The sequence below is a fragment of the Zoogloea sp. genome (genome assembly GCF_041911615.1).
Classification (GTDB): Bacteria; Pseudomonadota; Gammaproteobacteria; order Burkholderiales; family Rhodocyclaceae; genus Zoogloea.
Window position 1 is genome coordinate 1 of record NZ_JAYROR010000034.1, and the last position, 17,310, is coordinate 17,310.

A 17,310-nucleotide genomic window follows, 5' to 3' on the forward strand; every position below is an offset into this window, starting at 1 on the left:
CGGGGCGGCAGATCGGGGCGGCAGCGCTGGCAGGGGCGAAAGCCGGCGGCTTCGGCGTCGGCGCGGCTGGCGTGGAAGCTCACGTGCTCGGGGCGTGGTGTGCGGGCCGCGCAACTGGGCCGGCAATACACGCCGGTGCTGGCGACGGCGTAGAAGAACTGGCCTTCGGCGGCGGGGTCGCGGGCGCAGACCTGGGCCCAGCGCGGATCGGCGAGGGTGCGGGCGGCGCGTTCGGCGGGACGCGGGCGGGCAGGCGGGGCGGTGGCGGTCATCGGTGGGCTCCGGGGCGGGACGGCGTCACTTTAGACCGTGGCCGGCCGGGGCGCACGTCGCATCTTGCGATGGAATCCGGTGGGTGCGCGGCACCGAATTCTCGGGTTCGCGGATTGCCGGGGCCGACGCGTTGTCCAAGGGGCAATGCGTCGCCGGGAAGGAGCCCGCCATGCCTGCGCCTCTGCTGATTTCGGAAGTGGCCGCGATCTTCGCGGCCCTCGGTCTGCCCGCACCGGCGGCCGGTGCCTGCGCGGTGCGCTCGCCCATCGACGGGAGCCGGATCGGCGCCTGCGCGCGGACGGACGACGTAGACGCGGCGGTGGCCCGGGCACGGGCCGCTTTCCTGGCCTGGCGCCGCGTACCGCCGCCACGGCGCGGCGAGACGGTGCGCCGCCTGGGCGAGCTGCTGCGCCGTCACAAGCCGCGGCTGGCGCGGCTGGTCGCCATCGAGAGCGGCAAGATCGTCGCCGAGGCGCTGGGCGAGGTGCAGGAGGCCATCGACATGTGCGATTTCGCGGTGGGGCTGTCGCGCCAGCTTTACGGGCTCACCATCGCCAGCGAGCGGCCGGGTCACCGGATGATGGAGTGCTGGCACCCGCTGGGGGTGGTGGGGGTGGTCACCGCGTTCAATTTTCCGGTCGCGGTGTGGGCGTGGAACGCGACCCTCGCGCTGGTGTGCGGCGACGCGGTGATCTGGAAGCCGTCGTCGCGCACGCCGCTCACCGCGCTGGCCTGCCAGGGCCTGCTGCTGGCGGCGATGGCCGAGGCCGGCGAGGTGCCGCCGGGCTTGAGCCAGGTGCTGGTGGGGCCGCCGGCCGTGGGGCTCGCGCTGGCCGATCACCCGGACGTGGCGTTGCTGTCGGCCACCGGTTCGACGGCGATGGGGCGGCACCTGGCACCCCGGGTGGCGGCGCGCTTCGGGCGCTGTCTGCTGGAGCTGGGTGGCAACAACGGGATGATCGTCGCTCCCTCGGCCGATCTGGAGCTGGCCCTGCGCGCCATCGTGTTCAGCGCCGCGGGCACCGCCGGCCAGCGCTGCACCACGCTGCGCCGGCTGATCGTGCATGAATCGGTGGCGCCGGCGCTGCTGCCCCGGGTGGCCGACGCCTTTGCCCGGCTGCAGGTGGGGCATCCGCTCGATCCGGCGACGCGGGTCGGGCCGCTGATCGACGCGGCGGCGCTCGACGCCCACCGCGTCGCGCTGGCCCAGGCGCAGGCCCAGGGCGGAGTGGTGCACGGCGGCGAGACGGTGGCGGTGGCGGATTGCCCCGACGGCTGCTATGCGCGCCCGGCGCTGGTGGAAATGCCGGCCCAGAGCGCGCTGGTGCGCCGCGAGACCTTCAGCCCGATCCTCTACGCGCTGCGCTACCGTCGCTTCGACGACGCCATCGCGCTGCACAACGGGGTGCCCCAGGGGCTGGCCTCGGCGATCTTCACCACCGACCTGCGCGAAGCCGAGCGCTTCCTGGCGGCGGCGGGGAGCGACTGCGGCATCGCCAACGTGAACATCGGCCCGTCGGGCGCCGAGATTGGTGGCGCCTTCGGCGGCCAGAAGGAGACCGGCGGCGGCCGCGAGGCGGGCTCGGACGCGTGGCGCAGCTACATGCGGCGGGCCACCAGCACCATCAACTACTCGGATACGCTGCCCCTGGCCCAGGGTGTGCACTTCGGCGGCATTGAATAAATGCCGACTATCGAGACAAGCGGAATAGCCAATTGGATTTAATCGTTGCCGGCGCCGAAAATGGAATCACCCACAACGCACACGAGGTGACAGCCATGAAAACGATCCGACTCGCCAGCCATGCGGCCCACGCCAACGCCCATGACCACCTGGCCCGTTTCGTCGTCGGCGCGGTGGTGACCGGGCTCGGCGCGGCCTTGTGGCTGGCCGAAGTGGCGCGCACCCTTGCCGGCTGACGCCGGCCGCGATAAAACCGACAGATCGCAAGGGGAGGCACGATGAACAGTTCCGAGGGCACGACGGCCGGCATCGCGCTGGCCGGCGACGGCGGCGTGGCCGCGCTGGCCTGGCGCGACGCCTGGCGTCTGCAGGCGCGGCGTCATCCGTGGATGAGCGGCGGCCTGCTGCTCGCGCTGGCGGCGGTGGCGCTGTTGATCGCCAGCGGCGTACGCGATGGCATCGCCGGCGGCGGCGAGGCCCTGCGGCTTGCCCTGTGGGGTGGGCTGGCGGGCTTCGGCGCCACCGCGCTGGGGGCCGTGGCGGGCATCACCCTGCGCCAGCTCTCGGCGCGCGCCGAGGACAGCCTGCTGGGCTTCGCCGCCGGGATGATGCTGGCGGCGAGTTCCTTCTCGCTGATCCTGCCCGGCCTGGCGGCCGCCAAGGAGATGACCGGCAGCGGCGCGCTGGGCGCGCTCACCGTCACCGCCGGCATGGCGCTGGGGGTGCTGCTGATGCTCGGGCTCGACCGTTTCACGCCCCACGCCCACGACAGCACCGGCCCCTGCGGCCCGGGCTGCGAGCGGGTCGGCAAGGTATGGCTGTTCGTGCTGGCGATCACCCTGCACAACCTGCCGGAGGGCATGGCCATCGGCGTGAGCTTCGCCCAGGGCGACATGAACGTGGGCCTGCCGCTCACCAGCGCCATCGCGATCCAGGACATCCCGGAAGGCCTTGCCGTGGTGATGGCCCTGCGCGCGGCCGGCGTGCGGGCCTGGCCGGCGGTGCTGCTGGCCGGCGCCTCGGGCCTGATGGAGCCGCTCGGCAGCCTGTTCGGTGCCGGCATCGCCGGCGGGCTGGCGATGGCCTACCCGGTCGGGCTGGGGCTCGCCGCCGGCGCGATGATCTTCGTGGTGTCCCATGAGGTGATCCCCGAAACCCACCGCAACGGCCACCAGACCAGCGCCACGCTGGGTCTGATGGCGGGCTTCGCGGTGATGATGTTCCTCGACACGGCGCTGGGCTGAGCCCGGCCCGGAAGGATGCCATGACGACCCCGGCCACGGACGATACGCGGCGCTTCCACGCCAACCTGCGCGACGAGCTGGAAGGCGCCGCGCGCTACGCCGGTCTGGCGGCAGCCGAGTCCGACCCGGTGCGGCGCGACCTGTTCGCCCAGCTGGCGGCCGCCGAGCGCGGTCATGCCGAGGTGTGGCGCCGGCGTATCGAGGCGGTGGGCGGGCGTCCGGCGCCGTTCCGTCCGGGTTTCCGGACGCGGGCGCTGGTGTGGCTGGCGCGACGTTTTGGGCCGGGCTTCGTGCTGCCGGCGGTAGCCTCCGCCGAGGTGGCGGATCGCGACAAGTACGCCGGGCAGGCGGACGCGGCGCGCCTTGCCGGCGACGAGCGCGGCCACGCCGCGGTGCTGCAGGCGGCGGTGTCCCGCCGTGGGCTCGCCGGGCCCGACATCGCCCGCAGCGAACGCTGGCACCGGCGTGGCGGCGGCAACGCGTTGCGCGCGGCGGTGCTGGGCGCCAACGACGGGCTGGTGTCCAACCTGTGCCTGGTGATGGGCGTGGCGGGGGCGGGCGCGCCGGCGGGGACGATCCTGCTCACCGGGGTGTCGGGCCTGCTGGCGGGGGCGGTGTCGATGGCGCTGGGCGAATGGCTGTCGGTGACCAACGCCCGCGAGTTCGCCCAGGCCCAGCTGGGCCAGGAGGCCGAGGAGCTGGAGCAGACGCCGGAGGCCGAGCGCAACGAGCTGGCGCTGATCTTCCAGGCCAAGGGCCTCGCCCGCGACGACGCCCGCCGGGTGGCGGACGAGCTGATGCGCGACCGTGCCACTGCCCTCGAAACCCTGGGCCGCGAGGAGCTGGGCATCGACCCCGAGGACATGGGCGGCAATCCGTGGAGCGCGGCGGGCTTCTCGTTCGGCCTGTTCGCGCTGGGGGCGCTGTTTCCGGTGCTGCCCTTCTTCGTCACCGGCGGGGCGACGGGCGTGGCGTGGAGCGTCGGCCTGTCCGGCGTGGCGCTGGCCGCCATCGGGCTCGGGACGTCGCTGTTCAGCGGACGCGGGGCCGGCTTCTCGATGCTGCGTCAGGTGCTGATCGGCGCCGCGGCGGCGGCGGTGACCTACGGTTCGGGGGCGCTGGTGGGCGTGTCGCTGGCCTGAGCGTCCGGGTTTCCGGACGCCGCGCCGCGCGTGGACGATTGGTTTTTCCAATCGTCGCCAGCGCCCATGACAATTGGACGCTCCCGGGCTTCGGGACGATACTTTCGCCATCCGCTTCCACCCGCCAAGGAGACAACACCATGAAGAAGAAAGCCATTCCGTCCGCCGGCCCCACGATGGACATCGGCATCGACGCGGGCGACCGCGCCGACATCGCCGCCGGCCTGTCGCGCCTGCTCGCCGACAGTTTCGGCCTCTACCTGATGACCCACAACTTCCACTGGAACGTGAAGGGGCCGATGTTCAACACCCTGCACCAGATGTTCATGGACCAGTACACCGAGCAGTGGAACGCGCTCGACGTGATCGCCGAGCGCATCCGCGCCCTGGGCCATCCGGCGCCGGGCACCGCGAAGCTGTTCGCCTCGCTCACCTCCATCGACGAGCCGGAGGGCGTGCCGCCGGCCCTCGAGATGGTGCGCCTGCTGGTGGCCGCCCAGGAGGCCACCGCCCGCACCGCCCGCGGCCTGTTCCCGCTGGTGGATAAGGCCAACGATCAGCCCACCGCCGACTTGCTGACCCAGCGCCTCGAGGTGCACGAGAAGACGGCCTGGATGCTGCGCAGCCTGCTCGAGGAATGAGCGGACGGGCGTCAGCCCGGAGACGGCAGCGACGCGGGGTGCGTGGCTGCCGTTTTTTATGTCCGGGCGCCCGCGCCGTGGGGCTTCGCCGATCGTTCGGATTTCCGAACGCCGGCGAGGGCGGAAATCCGGAAATCCGTCGCCGGGTCTTCGCCCGTAGATAAAAAGTCACGCCGTATCAGTGGTTTGCCGCCTATGCCAAGCTGGCACGAGGCGTGCAAAAGGAAGTGCAAGACCGCCTCTGCGCGGCGCTTCCTAAAACGATACGGAGACAACGACCATGACCACCCCCGGCTTCCGCAGCGAGCACGACCTGCTCGGCGATCGCGACGTGCCCGCCGACGCCTACTTCGGCGTCCATTCCCTGCGAGCCCGCGAGAACTTCGACATCACCGGCATCTCGATCGCCGTCTATCCCGACCTGATCCGCGCCCTCGCCCAGATCAAGCTGGCCGCGGCCCGTGCCAACGAGAAGCTGGGTCTGCTCGACGGTCTGCGCGCCGATGCCATCGCCGCCGCCTGCCGCGAGGTGATCGACGGCCAGCTCCACGAACACTTCGTGGTGGACGTGATCCAGGGCGGCGCCGGCACCTCCACCAACATGAACGCCAACGAGGTGATCGCCAACCGCGCGCTGGAGATTCTCGGCCACGCCCGTGGCGACTACGCGCACCTGCATCCCAACGAGCACGTCAACATGAGCCAGTCGACCAACGACGTGTATCCCACCGCCCTCAAGCTCGCCACCTACGTGGGCATCTTCCGCCTGGTGGAGGCGATGGCCCACCTGCGCGGCAGCTTCGAGAAGAAGGCGCTGGCGTTCGCCGACGTGCTCAAGATGGGCCGCACCCAGTTGCAGGACGCCGTGCCGATGACCCTCGGCCAGGAGTTCTCCACCTACGCCGTGATGCTCGGCGAGGACGAGGCCCGCCTGCAGGAGGCCGCGCTGCTGATCCGCGAGATCAACCTGGGCGCCACCGCCATCGGCACCGGCATCAACGCCCACCCGGACTACGCGCCGCTGGTGTGCCGCAAGCTCGCCGAGATCAGCGGCGTGCCGGTGGTCACCGCGCCCAATCTGGTGGAGGCGACCCAGGATTGCGGCAGCTTCGTGCAGCTCTCCGGCGTGCTCAAGCGCGTGGCGGTCAAGCTCTCCAAGGTCTGCAACGACCTGCGCCTGCTGTCGTCCGGTCCCCGCGCGGGCCTGGGCGAGATCAACCTGCCGCCGCGCCAGGCCGGTTCGTCGATCATGCCGGGCAAGGTCAATCCGGTGATCCCGGAGGTGGTCAACCAGGTGGCCTTCGAGGTCATCGGCAACGACATGACCGTCACCTTCGCCGCCGAGGCCGGCCAGCTGCAGCTCAACGCCTTCGAGCCGATCATTGCCCACAGCCTGTTCAAGAGCGTGCTCCACCTGACCCGCGCCTGCCGCGCCCTGGCCGAGCACTGCGTCGAGGGCATCACCGCCAACCGCGACAGCCTGCGCGCCAGCGTCGAGCGCTCCATTGGCATCGTCACCGCCCTCAACCCCTACATCGGCTACGCCAACGCCACCGAGGTGGCCGCCGAGGCCCACGCCAGCGGTCGCGGCGTCGCCGAGATCGTGCTGGAACGCGGCCTGATGAGCGCCGCGCAACTGGCCGAGGTGCTGCGCCCCGAGGTGCTCACCCGCCCGCAACCGATCCCCGCCAACGCCGCGTCCGCCCGCGCAGCCTGACCCGCCCACCGCTTCGATTACGAGGACTTCATCATGAAAATGAACCGGCTCACGACCCTCATCGGGATCGCCCTGCTGCTCGGCGTCATCGTCGGCTACGCGTGCAACACGCTCGCCGGCAGCCCCGCCCAGGCCAAGGAGATCGCCAGCTACTTCGGCATCCTCACCGACATCTTCCTGCGGCTCATCAAGATGATCATCGCGCCGCTGGTCTTTGCCACCCTGGTGGCGGGCCTGGCGGGGATGGGCGACTCCAAGACCGTCGGGCGCATCGGCGCCAAGGCGCTGGGCTGGTTCGTCGGCGCGTCGTTCTGTTCGCTGCTGCTCGGGCTGGTGTTCGCCAACCTGCTGCAGCCGGGCGCCCACCTGGGCGTGCCGCTGCCGGACGTGGCCGCCGCCACCAACCTCAAGACCGGCGCCCTCAACCTGAAGGACTTCATCACCCACGTCTTCCCGAAGAACATCTTCGAGGCGATGGCGGCCAACGAGATCCTGCAGATCCTGGTGTTCTCGGTGTTCTTCGGCCTCGCGCTGGGTCACCTGCACAACCAGACCGCCCGCAGCCTGGTGTGCACGATGGAAGAGGTGGTGCACGTGATGCTCAAGGTCACCGACTACGTGATGCGCTTTGCGCCGGTGGGCGTGTTCGGCGCCGTCGCCGGAGCCATCACCACCCAGGGCCTGGGGATGCTGCTGGTGTTCGGCAAGCTGCTGGTGAGCTTCTACGCCGCGCTGGCCGCCCTGTGGTGCGTGCTGATCGCCGCCGGCTACCTGGTGCTCGGCAAGGAGATCTTCCGCCTGCTCAAGCTGGTGCGCGGCCCGATGCTGGTGGGCTTCTCCACCGCCAGCAGCGAGTCGGTCTACCCCAAGCTGATGGAACAGCTCGAGAAGTTCGGCATCAAGAACCGCGTGACCAGCTTCGTGCTGCCGCTGGGCTATTCGTTCAACCTCGACGGCTCGATGATCTACACCACCTTCGCGGCGCTGTTCGTGGCCCAGGCCTACGACATCCCGCTCACCCTCGGCGCCCAGATCACCATGCTGCTGGTGCTGATGGTCTCCAGCAAGGGCATCGCCGGCGTGCCGCGTGCGTCCCTGGTGGTGGTGGCCGCGGTGCTGCCGATGTTCGGCCTGCCGGAAGCCGGCCTGCTGCTGGTGCTCGGCATCGACCACTTCCTCGACATGGGGCGCACCGTCACCAACGTGCTCGGCAACGCCATCGCCACCGCCGTGGTCGCCAAGTGGGAAGGCGCCATCGACGTGGTGGACCCCGCCCTGGCCGAGGCCGAGGAAGCCCTGCCGGTCGAGGGCGACGAAGCGGCGCCGGCCGTCGCCGCCTGACCCCCGGGCCTGTCGCCTCGCGGCAGACAGGCCGTCACGATCCTCCCTGATCGGGGCGGACCTCCCAGCCGCCCCGTCAACTTCGCCCGGCGTATCATGCGCCGGGCTTTTTTCCCTTCCGAACGGTTCGCCGCCCCATGACTATCGACTGGTTCATCCTCGCCCCCGCAGCCTTCTTCGCCGGCATGGTCGATGCCGTGGTGGGTGGCGGCGGGCTCATCCAGATTCCGGTGCTGCTGTCGTCCTTCCCCCAGACGGCGATCCCGACCCTCTTCGGCACCAACAAGGTGTCGAGCATCGCCGGCACCGGCGCCGCCCTGTGGCGCTACGCCCGCGCGGTGCGCATCCCGTGGGCGCTGGTGCTGCCGGCCACCGGCGCGGCGCTGGTGGGGGCGTGGCTCGGCGCGGCGGTGGTGGCGTGGCTGTCCCGCGAGGCGATGCGTCCGCTGGTCATCGTGATGATGCTGGCGGTGGCGATCTACACCTTTCTGCGCAAGGATCTGGGTCAGACCGAAACCCACGAACCCCGCCCCGGCGACGCCTGGCGCGGCGCGCTGTTCGGGCTGGTGATCGGCTTTTACGACGGTTTCTTCGGGCCCGGCACCGGCAGCTTCCTGATCTTCGGCTTCGTGCGCCTCTTCGGCATGGATTTCGTGCGCGCCTCGGCCAGCGCCAAGGTCATCAACTGCGCCACCAACGTGTCGGCCATCGCCTTCTTCGCCAGCCACGGGCCGATCCTGTGGGCGGTGGGGCTCACGATGGCGGTGTGCAACCTGGCCGGCGCCCAGCTCGGCACCCATCTCGCCCTGCGCCACGGCGCCGGCTTCATCCGCAAGGCCTTCCTGATGGTGGTGGCGGTGCTGATCGTCAAGCAGCTCGCCGACCTGATCTGAGCCGGCGGCCGCCCCACGCCGCTGCTACCATAGGTTCAACGACGCGCCCGCCCGCCATGTCCCGCCGATTCCTGCGCAGCCTGCCGATCTTCCTGCTGATGGTGGCCCTGATGGGGCTCACCGGCTTTGCCGCGCACCGGGTGGCCGAGCAGCTGGGGCTGGCCGAACTGCAGGCCACCGGGCTGCACCGGCTCGACCTGTACTCCGCCAGCCTGGAGCGCGAGATCGGCAAGTACGCCTTCCTGCCCGGCACCCTCGGCCTCGAGCGCGACGTGCTCGAACTGCTGCGCGCGCCCGACGGCGGGCGCCTCGCGCCGCAGGTCAACGCCTATCTCGAACAGCTCAACGAGCGTGCCGGCACGCTCTCGATCTACGTCATCGACGCCCGCGGGCAGGTGGTCGCCACCAGCAACTGGCGCCGCGCCGACAGTTTCATGGGCGAGGATCTGGCCTTTCGCGCCTATTTCCGCGACGCCATGGCCACCGGCAGCGGGCGCTTCTTCGGCATCGGCACCACCCGGGGCGAGCCCGGCTACTACCTCGCCTCGGCGCTGGCCGACGACAGCCGCACCCTGGGCGTGGCGGTCATCAAGGTCAGCCTCGAACAGCTCGAGAAAACCTGGAGCACCGTCGAGGCGCCGGCCATGGTGAGCGACGAGAACGGCGTGGTGATCCTCGGCTCGGTGGCCGACTGGAAGTTCACCACCCTGCGCCCGCTGGACGACGCCACCCGCAGCGCCTTCGACCAGACCTTGCAGTACAACCGCCGCGCCCTCAAACCCCTGGGCATGAGCGAACTGGCCGAGCTCGACCACGGCGCGCGGCTGGTCCGCATCGCCCGCGCCTCGCCCGAGCCGGTGACGGTGTACCCGGTGGCCGGGCGCTTCCTGGCCCAGTCGCGGCCGCTGCCCGGCACGCCGTGGACGCTCACCGTGCTGTCGCACCTCGAACAGGTGGACGACATCGCCCAGAGTCGCACCGCGCTGGCGGTGGTGGGCGCGGCCTTCCTGTTCATGCTCGGCCTCACCGTCGACGAGCGGCGCCGCCACCTCAAGGCCCGGCTGGCCGCCCGCGAGGCGCTGCAGCGCGCCCACGACGAACTCGAACGCAAGGTGGCCGAGCGCACCGCCGACCTCTCCGCCGCCAACCAGCAACTGCAGGGCGAGGTGGCCGAGCGCACCGCCGCCGAGCGCACCCTGCGCGCCGCCCAGGACGAGCTGGTGCAGGCCGGCAAGCTGGCGGTGATCGGCCAGCTCGCCACCGGCATCGCCCACGAGCTCAACCAGCCCCTGGCGGCCCTGCGCACCCTGTCGGGCAACGCCGCGCGCTTTCTCGAGCGGGGCGACGTGGAGACCGCCCGCTCCAACCTCGAGCGCATCGGCAGCCTGGTGGACCGCATGGGCAACATCACCGGGCAGCTGCGCGCCTTCGCCCGCAAGTCCAGCGGTCAGGCCCAGCCGGTGCCCCTGTGCCGCACCATCGACAACGCGCTGGCGCTGCTCGAACAACGCCTGCGCCACAGTCGCGCCGAGGTGCTGCGCCACTGTCCGGCACCCGAGCCCTTCGCCCTGTGCGACGCCAACCGGCTCGAACAGGTGCTGGTGAATCTCGTCGGCAACGCCCTCGACGCGATGGATGGCGCCGCCGCGCCGTGCATCGAGATCGACTGCCGCAGCGAGGGCGGGCGGGCGCGCCTGTCGGTGCGCGACCACGGCCCCGGCCTCGCCGACGAGGCGCTCTCGCACCTGTTCGAACCCTTCTTCACCACCAAGTCGGCCGGCGCCGGGCTGGGCCTCGGGCTCGCCATCTCGGCCGGCATCGTGCGCGACTTCGGCGGCACCCTCGGCGGCGCCAATCACCCCGATGGCGGCGCCGTGTTCATCCTCGATCTACCCCTTGCCACCCCACCCGACGAGGCCGCCCGCCATGACTGACAACCCCCAGGTGCTCATCATCGAGGACGACCCCGACGTCGCCCTCGGCTGCGAACAGGCGCTTCAGCTCGAGGGTTTCGTCGCCACCTGCGTCGCCAGCGCCGAGGCCGCCCGGCGTCGGCTGGGGGCGGATTTCCCCGGTGTGGTGGTGAGCGACGTGCGCCTGCCGGGCGTCGACGGCATGGCCTTCCTGCGCGAGCTGCAGGCGCTCGACGCGCAGCTGCCGGTGGTCATGATCACCGGCCACGGCGACGTGACGATGGCCGTGCAGGCCATGAAGGACGGCGCCTACGACTTCATCCAGAAGCCCTTCGCGCCGGAATTCCTGGTGGACGTGGTGCGCCGAGCGCTGGAGAAGCGCCGTCTGGTGATGGAGGTGCGCGCGCTGCGTCAGCAGCTCGAACAGCGCGATCAGCTCGAGAGCCGCCTGATCGGCCGCGGCCCCGGCATGGAACGGGTGCGGGCGATGATCGTCGGCCTCGCCGACAGCGCCGCCGACGTGCTCATCCACGGCGAGACCGGCACCGGCAAGGAACTGGTGGCGCGCTGCCTGCACGACGCCAGCCCGCGCCGTCACGGCAACTTCGTCGCCATCAACTGCGGCGGCCTGCCCGAAACCTTGTTCGACAGCGAGATCTTCGGCCACGAGGCTGGTGCCTACACCGGCGCCGCCAAGCGCCGCATCGGCAAGATCGAATACGCCAGCGGCGGCACGCTGTTCCTCGACGAGATCGAGACCATGCCGGTGCCCATGCAGATCAAGCTGCTGCGGGTGCTGCAGGAGCGCACGCTCGAACGCCTCGGCTCCAACACGTCGATCCCCATCGACTGCCGGGTGGTCGCCGCCACCAAGTGCGACCTGCTGGCGCTGTCGGCCAAGGGCGGCTTTCGCAACGACTTGTATTACCGCCTGAGCGTGGCCACCCTCAACCTGCCGCCGCTGCGGGAGCGTCGCGAGGACATTCCGCTGCTCTTCGAGCACTTCCTGCTGCTCGCCGCCGCGCGTCACCATCGCCCGGTGCCGGAGGCGTCGCCGGGGCGCATCCAGCGCCTGATGGGCTACCCCTGGCCCGGCAACGTGCGCGAACTGCGCAACGTGGCCGACCGCTGCGTGCTGGGCATCGAGGCCGGCTCGCCGCCCTTCGGCGAAGCGCGCCCCGACGGCCCCCAGCCGCTGGCCGAAACCGTCGAGGCCTTCGAGCGCGCCCTCATCGCCGACGCGCTGCGCCGCCACGGCAGCCTCGCCCGCGCCGCCGAAGCCCTGGCGATCCCCAAGACCACCCTGCACGACAAGGTGCGCAAGTACGGGCTGGGGTGACGGTCGGGCGGGCGGGGCGGCCCGCTCAGGATTCCCGCTGCCAGAGCATCCCGTGGGTAACGATGAACTGGTACTTGCGGGCGTGCTCGCGGATCACCAGCGGCACCTCATCCTCGCGGCGCAGCGCGAAGCCTTCGGCGGCCATGAAGGCCTTGAGGGCCTCCGCGCTGCGGACCGGGGCGCCGTCGCCGCCGCGGTAACCGCCGAGCCACGCCTCCTGCGGTGTAAATTGCGCCAGCCACGAGTAGGGCGAGAACAGCGCCACCAGCCCGCCGACCTTGACCAGCCCACGCGGTCCGCCGAGGCGGCCCAGGAGCGACTTGGGGCTGGGCAGGCGGCACAGCAGGTTGGCCAGCAGCACGGCGTCGAAATCCACCAGCTCGGCGGGGAGCGAACAGGCGTCGGCCTGGCGGAAGCTGACCCGCTGGCGGTCGATGGCCGGGTCGATGCGGGCGGTGAGGGTTTCGCCCAGGTCGCCTTCGTCGCGGCGGAAGTAGTCGCGGCGGCCTTCCTTCTGCAGCGCCTCGGCGGCGTCGATGAAGGCGCGGGAGAGGTCGACCCCGAGGACCGTGTCGAAGCCGCGGGCCAGTTCGAAGCTGGCGCCGCCCACCGCGCAGCCGATGTCGAGTGCCCGAGCGGTGCCGCTGCCCAGGCGGGCCGCGCCGTCGAGGAGCCAGCCCGCGCAGCGCTGCGGAAAACCGGTGGCGTCGGCCGGGCCGGCGAGCCAGGGCATCTGGTCGGTGCCGCTGCCGTGGTGGAGCAGCATGTACTCGTCGACGATGCGCGCGTCCTCGTAGACCTGACGGCCGGCGTCGGCGCCGCCGAGCTTCACCACGCCGCCGTCGTGGGCGGCTTGCACGACGCGGAAGCCGGCGTGCTGGAAGAAGTGCGGGCGGAAGTGGAAGCGCGCCCACACGCTGGCTTCGTCGCCGCAGGCGATCCACGAGCCGCCGAGCATCATCTGGTGCTGGCCGTCGTAGCAGGGGGTGGAGAAGTCGTCGTAGTAGGGGTGCACCTTGCTGCCGGGCAGCGGGTTGAAGTCGTCGCCGAGCCACTGCCAGACGTTGCCGAAGACGTCGCGGGCGCCGCAGGCGGCGGGCGTGCCGGCATCCACCGGCCACGGCGAGCCGTGGGCGAGCTGGCTGTTCCAGCCGGCCTCGCGGCCGAGGGTGGCGCCGTCCAGGCGGGAGGGCGGATCGGTGTCGGCCCAGGCGGGGTCGCGCAAGGCGTTGTGCTCGGCTTCGGTGGGCAGGCGACAGGGCTGGCCGTCCCGGTGGCTGCGCCAGGCGCAGTAGGCCATCGCCTCGTGGGCGTTGACCTCGGCGGGCCAGTTCCAGGGCATCGGGATGGTTTCGAACAGGGTGCGCAGGCGGTAGCGGTGCAGGCCGGCGGGGCCGTCGGGCACCCAGAAGCACGGCCACTTGCTGTTGCGAAAGCCCCGCCAGGCCCAGCCGGCGTCGGTCCACCAGCGCGGTTCGAGGTAGCCGCCGGCCTGGATGAACTCGAGGAAGGCTCCGTTGCTGACGAGCTGGTCTTCGACGCGGAAGGCCTGCACGTCCACGCTGCGCTCGCCGTATTCGTTGTCCCAGCCGAAGCTGGGCCAATCCACGGGCTTGCCCAGGCGGCGCCGGCTGGAGGGGATGTCGAGGAGGCGCGGCTGCGGGTAGTCGCGCCCGGCCTGGGGCGGGAATCCGCGCTCGGCCCCGGCGTCGGGGTGCAGCGCGGGCCAGCCGGCGGGGCGGGCGACGAGGTCGAGGGGCAGCTCGCGGATCAGCACCGAGGAGGTTTCGAGGTGGATGCGCTCGTGGTCGAAGCCCATGAAAAGCGCCCACAGGGGGTGGCTCATGGTGATCGGGGCGTGGCCGTCGGCAAGGTCGGGGTGGCTGTCGATGAGCTGGGCGACGACGGCATAGACCTGCTGACGATAGGTGTGGGCCTCGGCGAAGCTGGGCCACAGCATCTCGTTCTTGGACATGTCGTCCCAGCGCATCTCGTCCACGCCGGTCTCGAAGAGGCGTTCGAACCAGGGGTTGAGCGGGGCGTCGATGAGGCCGGCGACGCGCAGTTTGTTGATGTAGAGGGCCGCCGGATGACAGTAGTAGAAGATCATCGGGTGGCGCAGGTGATGGTAAGGCGGCCGGTAGAAGGCTTCCTCGCCCTGCAGGGCGGCGAACAGCAGCTCGGTGAGCGTCCAGCCGTTGTCGAAGGCGGCGCGCACCTGGGCGCGGCGGCTGGCGGCGAGGTTGGGGGCGGGCTGGGCGGTGAGGCGGCCGTCGGGCTGGCGGCCGGGGCAGTCGGCGGGCGGCAGGCCGGTCCACCACCAGGCCGGGCGCGGGCCGCGCAGCAGGGCGTCGTGCTCGCCGCGGAGGTTCTGACGCCAGGCTTCGGGGTGGTCGATGACGGCGGTGTTCGGGTCGGACATGCGGATCTCCTGGTGCGGTTATCGTTCTTGATCGGGCGTCGGGCGCGCGGCGGGCTCAGGTGAACAGTTCGGCCTGGGCCGGCCGGGGCGGGTCGGCGGGGACGGCGTCGCGCGGCAGCAGCCCGCTGACGCGGACCCCGAGCAGGCGGATGCGTCGCTCCAGCGGGACGCGTTTGAGGCATTCGCCGGCGGCGCGGCGGATCGCGGCGGCCTCGCCGATGGGGCCGGCGAGGGTCTGGTCGCGGGTGACGGTGTGGAAGTTGTCGAAGCGCAGCTTGAGGCCGATGGTCTTGCCCACGTAGCCCTTGCGGGCGAGGTCGTCGGCGAGCTGCTGGCACAGGCGGGTGAAGCGCTCGGAGAGTTCGGCCTTGTCGTGACGCGGATGCAGGTCGCGCTCGAAGGTGGTCTCGCGGGACAGGCTCTTGGGTTCGCTCTCGGTGACCACCGGGCGCGCGTCGTCGCCGTGGGCCGCGCGGTGCAGCCACACGCCGTAGCGCTCGCCGAAGTGATCCTGTAGCCAGGCCGGGTCGGCGGCGGCGAGTTCGCCGATGGTGGCGATGCCCAGCTCGGCCAGTCGCGCGGCGGCCTTGGGGCCGATGCCGTTGATGCGCTTGGCGGGCAGCGGCCAGATGCGCGTCGGCAGGTCGGCGGCGGTGACGACGGTGATGCCCGCGGGCTTGTCGAGGTCGGAGCACAGCTTGGCGAGCAGCTTGTTGGGCGCGACGCCCAGCGAGCAGCTCAGGCCGGTGGCGTCCTTCACCGCCCGCTGGAGGCCCAGGGCGATCCGCCGCGCGCCGTCGGCGCTGGCTTCGGGGTTGAGGGCGGTGAGGTCGATGTAGATCTCGTCGATGCCGCGATCCTCGACGTGCGGCGCGATGGCGCGGACCGCCGCCTTGAACAGGCGCGAGTAGTGGCGGTAGGCCTCGAAGTCGGCCGACAGCAGGATCGCGTCGGGCGCCAGCTGGGCGGCTTTCATGAGCCCCATGCCGGAATGCACGCCGAAGGCGCGGGCTTCGTAGGTGGCGGTGGTGATGACGCCGCGCCCGACGTAACTGGCGAGGCGCGGGAAGGTGTCGCCGGCCGCGGTGGCGCGACGTCCGCCGACCACCACCGGCTGGCCGCGCAGTTGCGGGTAGCGGAGCAGCTCGACCGACGCGAAGAAGGCGTCCATGTCCAGATGGGCGATGCTGCGGGGAAGCGGGGGCATAGCGGTCCGGCGGGTCCATCAAACCGACGAGGATGCCTATTTTGCACTACCGGCCGGCGCCGCGCGGGGCGTTAACGCGCCGCCGCCGGCCTTGCCCGGGGGCGCGGCCGGCGGCGGCGAGGGCGAAGGCCGCGCTTACGGGCGGATCACGATGTCGTTGCGCACGCTCTTCACGCCCTTGACGCTGCGGGCGAGTTCTTCGGCGCGGGCCTTCTCGGCGGCGGAGGGGGTGAAGCCGGAAAGCTGGACCACGCCGTCCTTGGTCTCGACGCCGATGCTGGTCACGCGGACGGTCTTGTCCTCGGCGTGCTTGGCCTTGATGCTGGCGGTGATCGAGGCGTCGTCGATGTACTGGGCGGTGGCGGACTTGTTGTGGTCGACCTTGTCGGTGGCGTAGGCGGCGCCGGAGGCGGCGGCGACGAAGAGGCTGGCGACGAGGGCGCGGGCGAGTTTCGTGTTCATGGCGGTTCTCCTTCGAGTTGAGGTTGGGGTCTCGTATCGGCAGGCGGCGGTGTGTCGCGCTGCCATGACGCAAATGTAGCCCCGGCCTGCGGGGCAGGCTGTCCGACGGCGGCGCGACGGCGTGTAGGATGAATCCGGCCGGGCCGTCGGCCGCCGCGAATGCCTCCGCTATAATCCGCTGGCATCGGCAGCGCGCGGGAGATCGGCAATGGCAACGGAAAAGGCATTCATCGAATACGTCTGCGATCAGGCGGGCGATGCCGGCGGGCTGACGTTTCGCAAGATGTTCGGCGAGTACGCGCTGTACTGCGACGGCAAGGTGGTGGCGCTGGTGTGCGACAACCAGCTCTTCATCAAGCCGACCGAAGCCGGGCAGGCCTGGCGGGGGACGCTGAGCGAGGGCTTTCCATACCCGGGCGCCAGGCCCTGGTGGCTGGCCGATGCGTTGCTCGACGACCGCGAGGCGCTGGCCCGGTTGATCCGCGTCACCGCCGACGCCCTGCCGCTGCCGCGTCCGCGCAAGCCCGCCCGTCCGCGTCGAAGCGCCGGATGAGGCGCCGGCCCTGGCGCCGATCGGCTGGACCTTCGCCGTGCTGCTGCTGATCCCCTACCGGCGCTTCAAGACGAGTTTTGCCAGGCAGGTGACGGCGGCGGATTCCCGCGTTGGCGAATCGGAGCGGGTGCCCCCGGAGCTACGGGTGCCCAACCGGGTGTTCATGAACCTGCTCGAGCTGCCGGTGCCGTTCTATGTACGGGTGGTGGCGATCTGGCGTCGCCTCTGCTGGATGCGGGTGGCGTGAGCAATGCCGCGCCGGTCGGGGCGCGGGCGTGTGCTACATTGCTTTGGGTGAATCAACGTTTCGTGGGAGGGCAGGAATCATGATGAATATCCGTAATCTGGGCCCGGCGTCGCTGGCGCTGGTGGCGGCCGCCGGTTTGTCGGGCTGTCTGAGCAACCCCGAGAAGAAGGACAGCGCGCCGCCGCCGGCCGCCCAGGCGCCGGCACCCGCGCCGGTGGCCCAGGCGCCGGTC

General features: G+C 71.3%; 16 protein-coding genes. 12 read left to right on the forward strand and 4 right to left on the reverse strand.

The window, feature by feature from the left end; all coding sequences use genetic code 11:
• The coding region (locus ACE3P2_RS03760; protein ID WP_374261197.1) for an Ada metal-binding domain-containing protein at positions 1 to 272 on the reverse strand (272 nt) is incomplete at its 3' end.
• A 170-nt stretch (positions 273 to 442) separates the two neighbouring features.
• Here ACE3P2_RS03760 and ACE3P2_RS03765 point away from each other — a divergent pair.
• From ACE3P2_RS03765 to ACE3P2_RS03810, 10 genes are all read left to right on the forward strand, one after another.
• Positions 443 to 1,957 (forward strand): aldehyde dehydrogenase family protein, encoded by a 1,515-nt coding sequence (locus tag ACE3P2_RS03765; protein WP_374261200.1) that lies wholly within the window; start codon positions 443 to 445, stop codon positions 1,955 to 1,957.
• Between the two features lie 95 nt (positions 1,958 to 2,052).
• On the forward strand, positions 2,053 to 2,193 hold the full coding sequence (locus ACE3P2_RS03770; protein WP_374261203.1) for a hypothetical protein: 141 nt from the start codon (positions 2,053 to 2,055) through the stop codon (positions 2,191 to 2,193).
• Positions 2,194 to 2,235: 42 nt separating this feature from the next.
• On the forward strand, positions 2,236 to 3,201 hold the full coding sequence (locus ACE3P2_RS03775; RefSeq protein ID WP_374261206.1) for a ZIP family metal transporter: 966 nt from the start codon (positions 2,236 to 2,238) through the stop codon (positions 3,199 to 3,201).
• 20 nt (positions 3,202 to 3,221) lie between these two features.
• Positions 3,222 to 4,343: a VIT1/CCC1 transporter family protein gene (locus tag ACE3P2_RS03780; RefSeq protein WP_374261208.1), complete on the forward strand. Its 1,122-nt coding sequence runs from the start codon at positions 3,222 to 3,224 to the stop codon at positions 4,341 to 4,343.
• Between the two features lie 140 nt (positions 4,344 to 4,483).
• The gene (locus tag ACE3P2_RS03785; protein WP_374261210.1) at positions 4,484 to 4,984 is read left to right on the forward strand and encodes a Dps family protein; all 501 of its coding nucleotides are present in this window, start codon (positions 4,484 to 4,486) and stop codon (positions 4,982 to 4,984) included.
• Between the two features lie 280 nt (positions 4,985 to 5,264).
• Entirely contained in the window at positions 5,265 to 6,701 is a 1,437-nt protein-coding gene (aspA, locus tag ACE3P2_RS03790) for an aspartate ammonia-lyase (RefSeq protein WP_374261212.1), read from the forward strand.
• Between the two features lie 33 nt (positions 6,702 to 6,734).
• Positions 6,735 to 8,042, forward strand: coding sequence for a dicarboxylate/amino acid:cation symporter (locus ACE3P2_RS03795; RefSeq protein WP_374261214.1), 1,308 nt, complete (start codon positions 6,735 to 6,737; stop codon positions 8,040 to 8,042).
• A gap of 137 nt (positions 8,043 to 8,179) precedes the next feature.
• Positions 8,180 to 8,935, forward strand: coding sequence for a sulfite exporter TauE/SafE family protein (locus tag ACE3P2_RS03800; RefSeq protein ID WP_374261217.1), 756 nt, complete (start codon positions 8,180 to 8,182; stop codon positions 8,933 to 8,935).
• A gap of 56 nt (positions 8,936 to 8,991) precedes the next feature.
• A complete protein-coding gene (locus tag ACE3P2_RS03805; RefSeq protein WP_374261219.1) occupies positions 8,992 to 10,869 on the forward strand; it encodes an ATP-binding protein in 1,878 nt (625 codons plus the stop codon).
• Positions 10,862 to 12,187: a sigma-54-dependent transcriptional regulator gene (locus ACE3P2_RS03810; RefSeq protein ID WP_374261222.1), complete on the forward strand. Its 1,326-nt coding sequence runs from the start codon at positions 10,862 to 10,864 to the stop codon at positions 12,185 to 12,187. Before ACE3P2_RS03805 ends, ACE3P2_RS03810 begins: the two co-directional genes overlap by 8 nt.
• Before the next feature lie 25 nt (positions 12,188 to 12,212).
• On the opposite strand, the gene ovoA is transcribed toward ACE3P2_RS03810, so the two are convergent.
• The 3 genes from ovoA to ACE3P2_RS03825 form a co-directional block, all read right to left on the reverse strand.
• The gene (gene ovoA / locus ACE3P2_RS03815; RefSeq protein WP_374261224.1) at positions 12,213 to 14,609 is read right to left on the reverse strand and encodes a 5-histidylcysteine sulfoxide synthase; all 2,397 of its coding nucleotides are present in this window, start codon (positions 14,607 to 14,609) and stop codon (positions 12,213 to 12,215) included.
• 55 nt (positions 14,610 to 14,664) lie between these two features.
• The gene (dinB, locus tag ACE3P2_RS03820) at positions 14,665 to 15,816 is read right to left on the reverse strand and encodes a DNA polymerase IV (RefSeq protein ID WP_374261227.1); all 1,152 of its coding nucleotides are present in this window, start codon (positions 15,814 to 15,816) and stop codon (positions 14,665 to 14,667) included.
• 135 nt (positions 15,817 to 15,951) lie between these two features.
• Positions 15,952 to 16,278 carry a BON domain-containing protein gene (locus ACE3P2_RS03825; RefSeq protein ID WP_374261230.1) on the reverse strand — a complete coding sequence of 109 codons (327 nt, stop codon included), beginning with the start codon at positions 16,276 to 16,278 and terminating at the stop codon, positions 15,952 to 15,954.
• A 208-nt stretch (positions 16,279 to 16,486) separates the two neighbouring features.
• On the opposite strand from ACE3P2_RS03825, the gene ACE3P2_RS03830 reads away from it, so the two are divergent.
• Together ACE3P2_RS03830 and ACE3P2_RS03835 are read left to right on the forward strand one after the other, a co-directional pair.
• Entirely contained in the window at positions 16,487 to 16,831 is a 345-nt protein-coding gene (locus ACE3P2_RS03830; RefSeq protein ID WP_374261233.1) for a TfoX/Sxy family protein, read from the forward strand.
• 37 nt (positions 16,832 to 16,868) lie between these two features.
• Positions 16,869 to 17,078 carry a hypothetical protein gene (locus tag ACE3P2_RS03835; protein ID WP_374261235.1) on the forward strand — a complete coding sequence of 70 codons (210 nt, stop codon included), beginning with the start codon at positions 16,869 to 16,871 and terminating at the stop codon, positions 17,076 to 17,078.
• Positions 17,079 to 17,310: the final 232 nt, after the last annotated feature.

Coding starts and splice junctions, on each gene's coding strand:
- ACE3P2_RS03765 (WP_374261200.1), top strand. CDS start 443: ATGCCTGCGCCTCTGCTGATTTCGGAAGTGGCCGCGATCTTCGCGGCC.
- ACE3P2_RS03770 (WP_374261203.1), top strand. CDS start 2,053: ATGAAAACGATCCGACTCGCCAGCCATGCGGCCCACGCCAACGCCCAT.
- ACE3P2_RS03775 (WP_374261206.1), top strand. CDS start 2,236: ATGAACAGTTCCGAGGGCACGACGGCCGGCATCGCGCTGGCCGGCGAC.
- ACE3P2_RS03780 (WP_374261208.1), top strand. CDS start 3,222: ATGACGACCCCGGCCACGGACGATACGCGGCGCTTCCACGCCAACCTG.
- ACE3P2_RS03785 (WP_374261210.1), top strand. CDS start 4,484: ATGAAGAAGAAAGCCATTCCGTCCGCCGGCCCCACGATGGACATCGGC.
- aspA (WP_374261212.1), top strand. CDS start 5,265: ATGACCACCCCCGGCTTCCGCAGCGAGCACGACCTGCTCGGCGATCGC.
- ACE3P2_RS03795 (WP_374261214.1), top strand. CDS start 6,735: ATGAAAATGAACCGGCTCACGACCCTCATCGGGATCGCCCTGCTGCTC.
- ACE3P2_RS03800 (WP_374261217.1), top strand. CDS start 8,180: ATGACTATCGACTGGTTCATCCTCGCCCCCGCAGCCTTCTTCGCCGGC.
- ACE3P2_RS03805 (WP_374261219.1), top strand. CDS start 8,992: ATGTCCCGCCGATTCCTGCGCAGCCTGCCGATCTTCCTGCTGATGGTG.
- ACE3P2_RS03810 (WP_374261222.1), top strand. CDS start 10,862: ATGACTGACAACCCCCAGGTGCTCATCATCGAGGACGACCCCGACGTC.
- ovoA (WP_374261224.1), bottom strand. CDS start 14,609: ATGTCCGACCCGAACACCGCCGTCATCGACCACCCCGAAGCCTGGCGT.
- dinB (WP_374261227.1), bottom strand. CDS start 15,816: ATGCCCCCGCTTCCCCGCAGCATCGCCCATCTGGACATGGACGCCTTC.
- ACE3P2_RS03825 (WP_374261230.1), bottom strand. CDS start 16,278: ATGAACACGAAACTCGCCCGCGCCCTCGTCGCCAGCCTCTTCGTCGCC.
- ACE3P2_RS03830 (WP_374261233.1), top strand. CDS start 16,487: ATGGCAACGGAAAAGGCATTCATCGAATACGTCTGCGATCAGGCGGGC.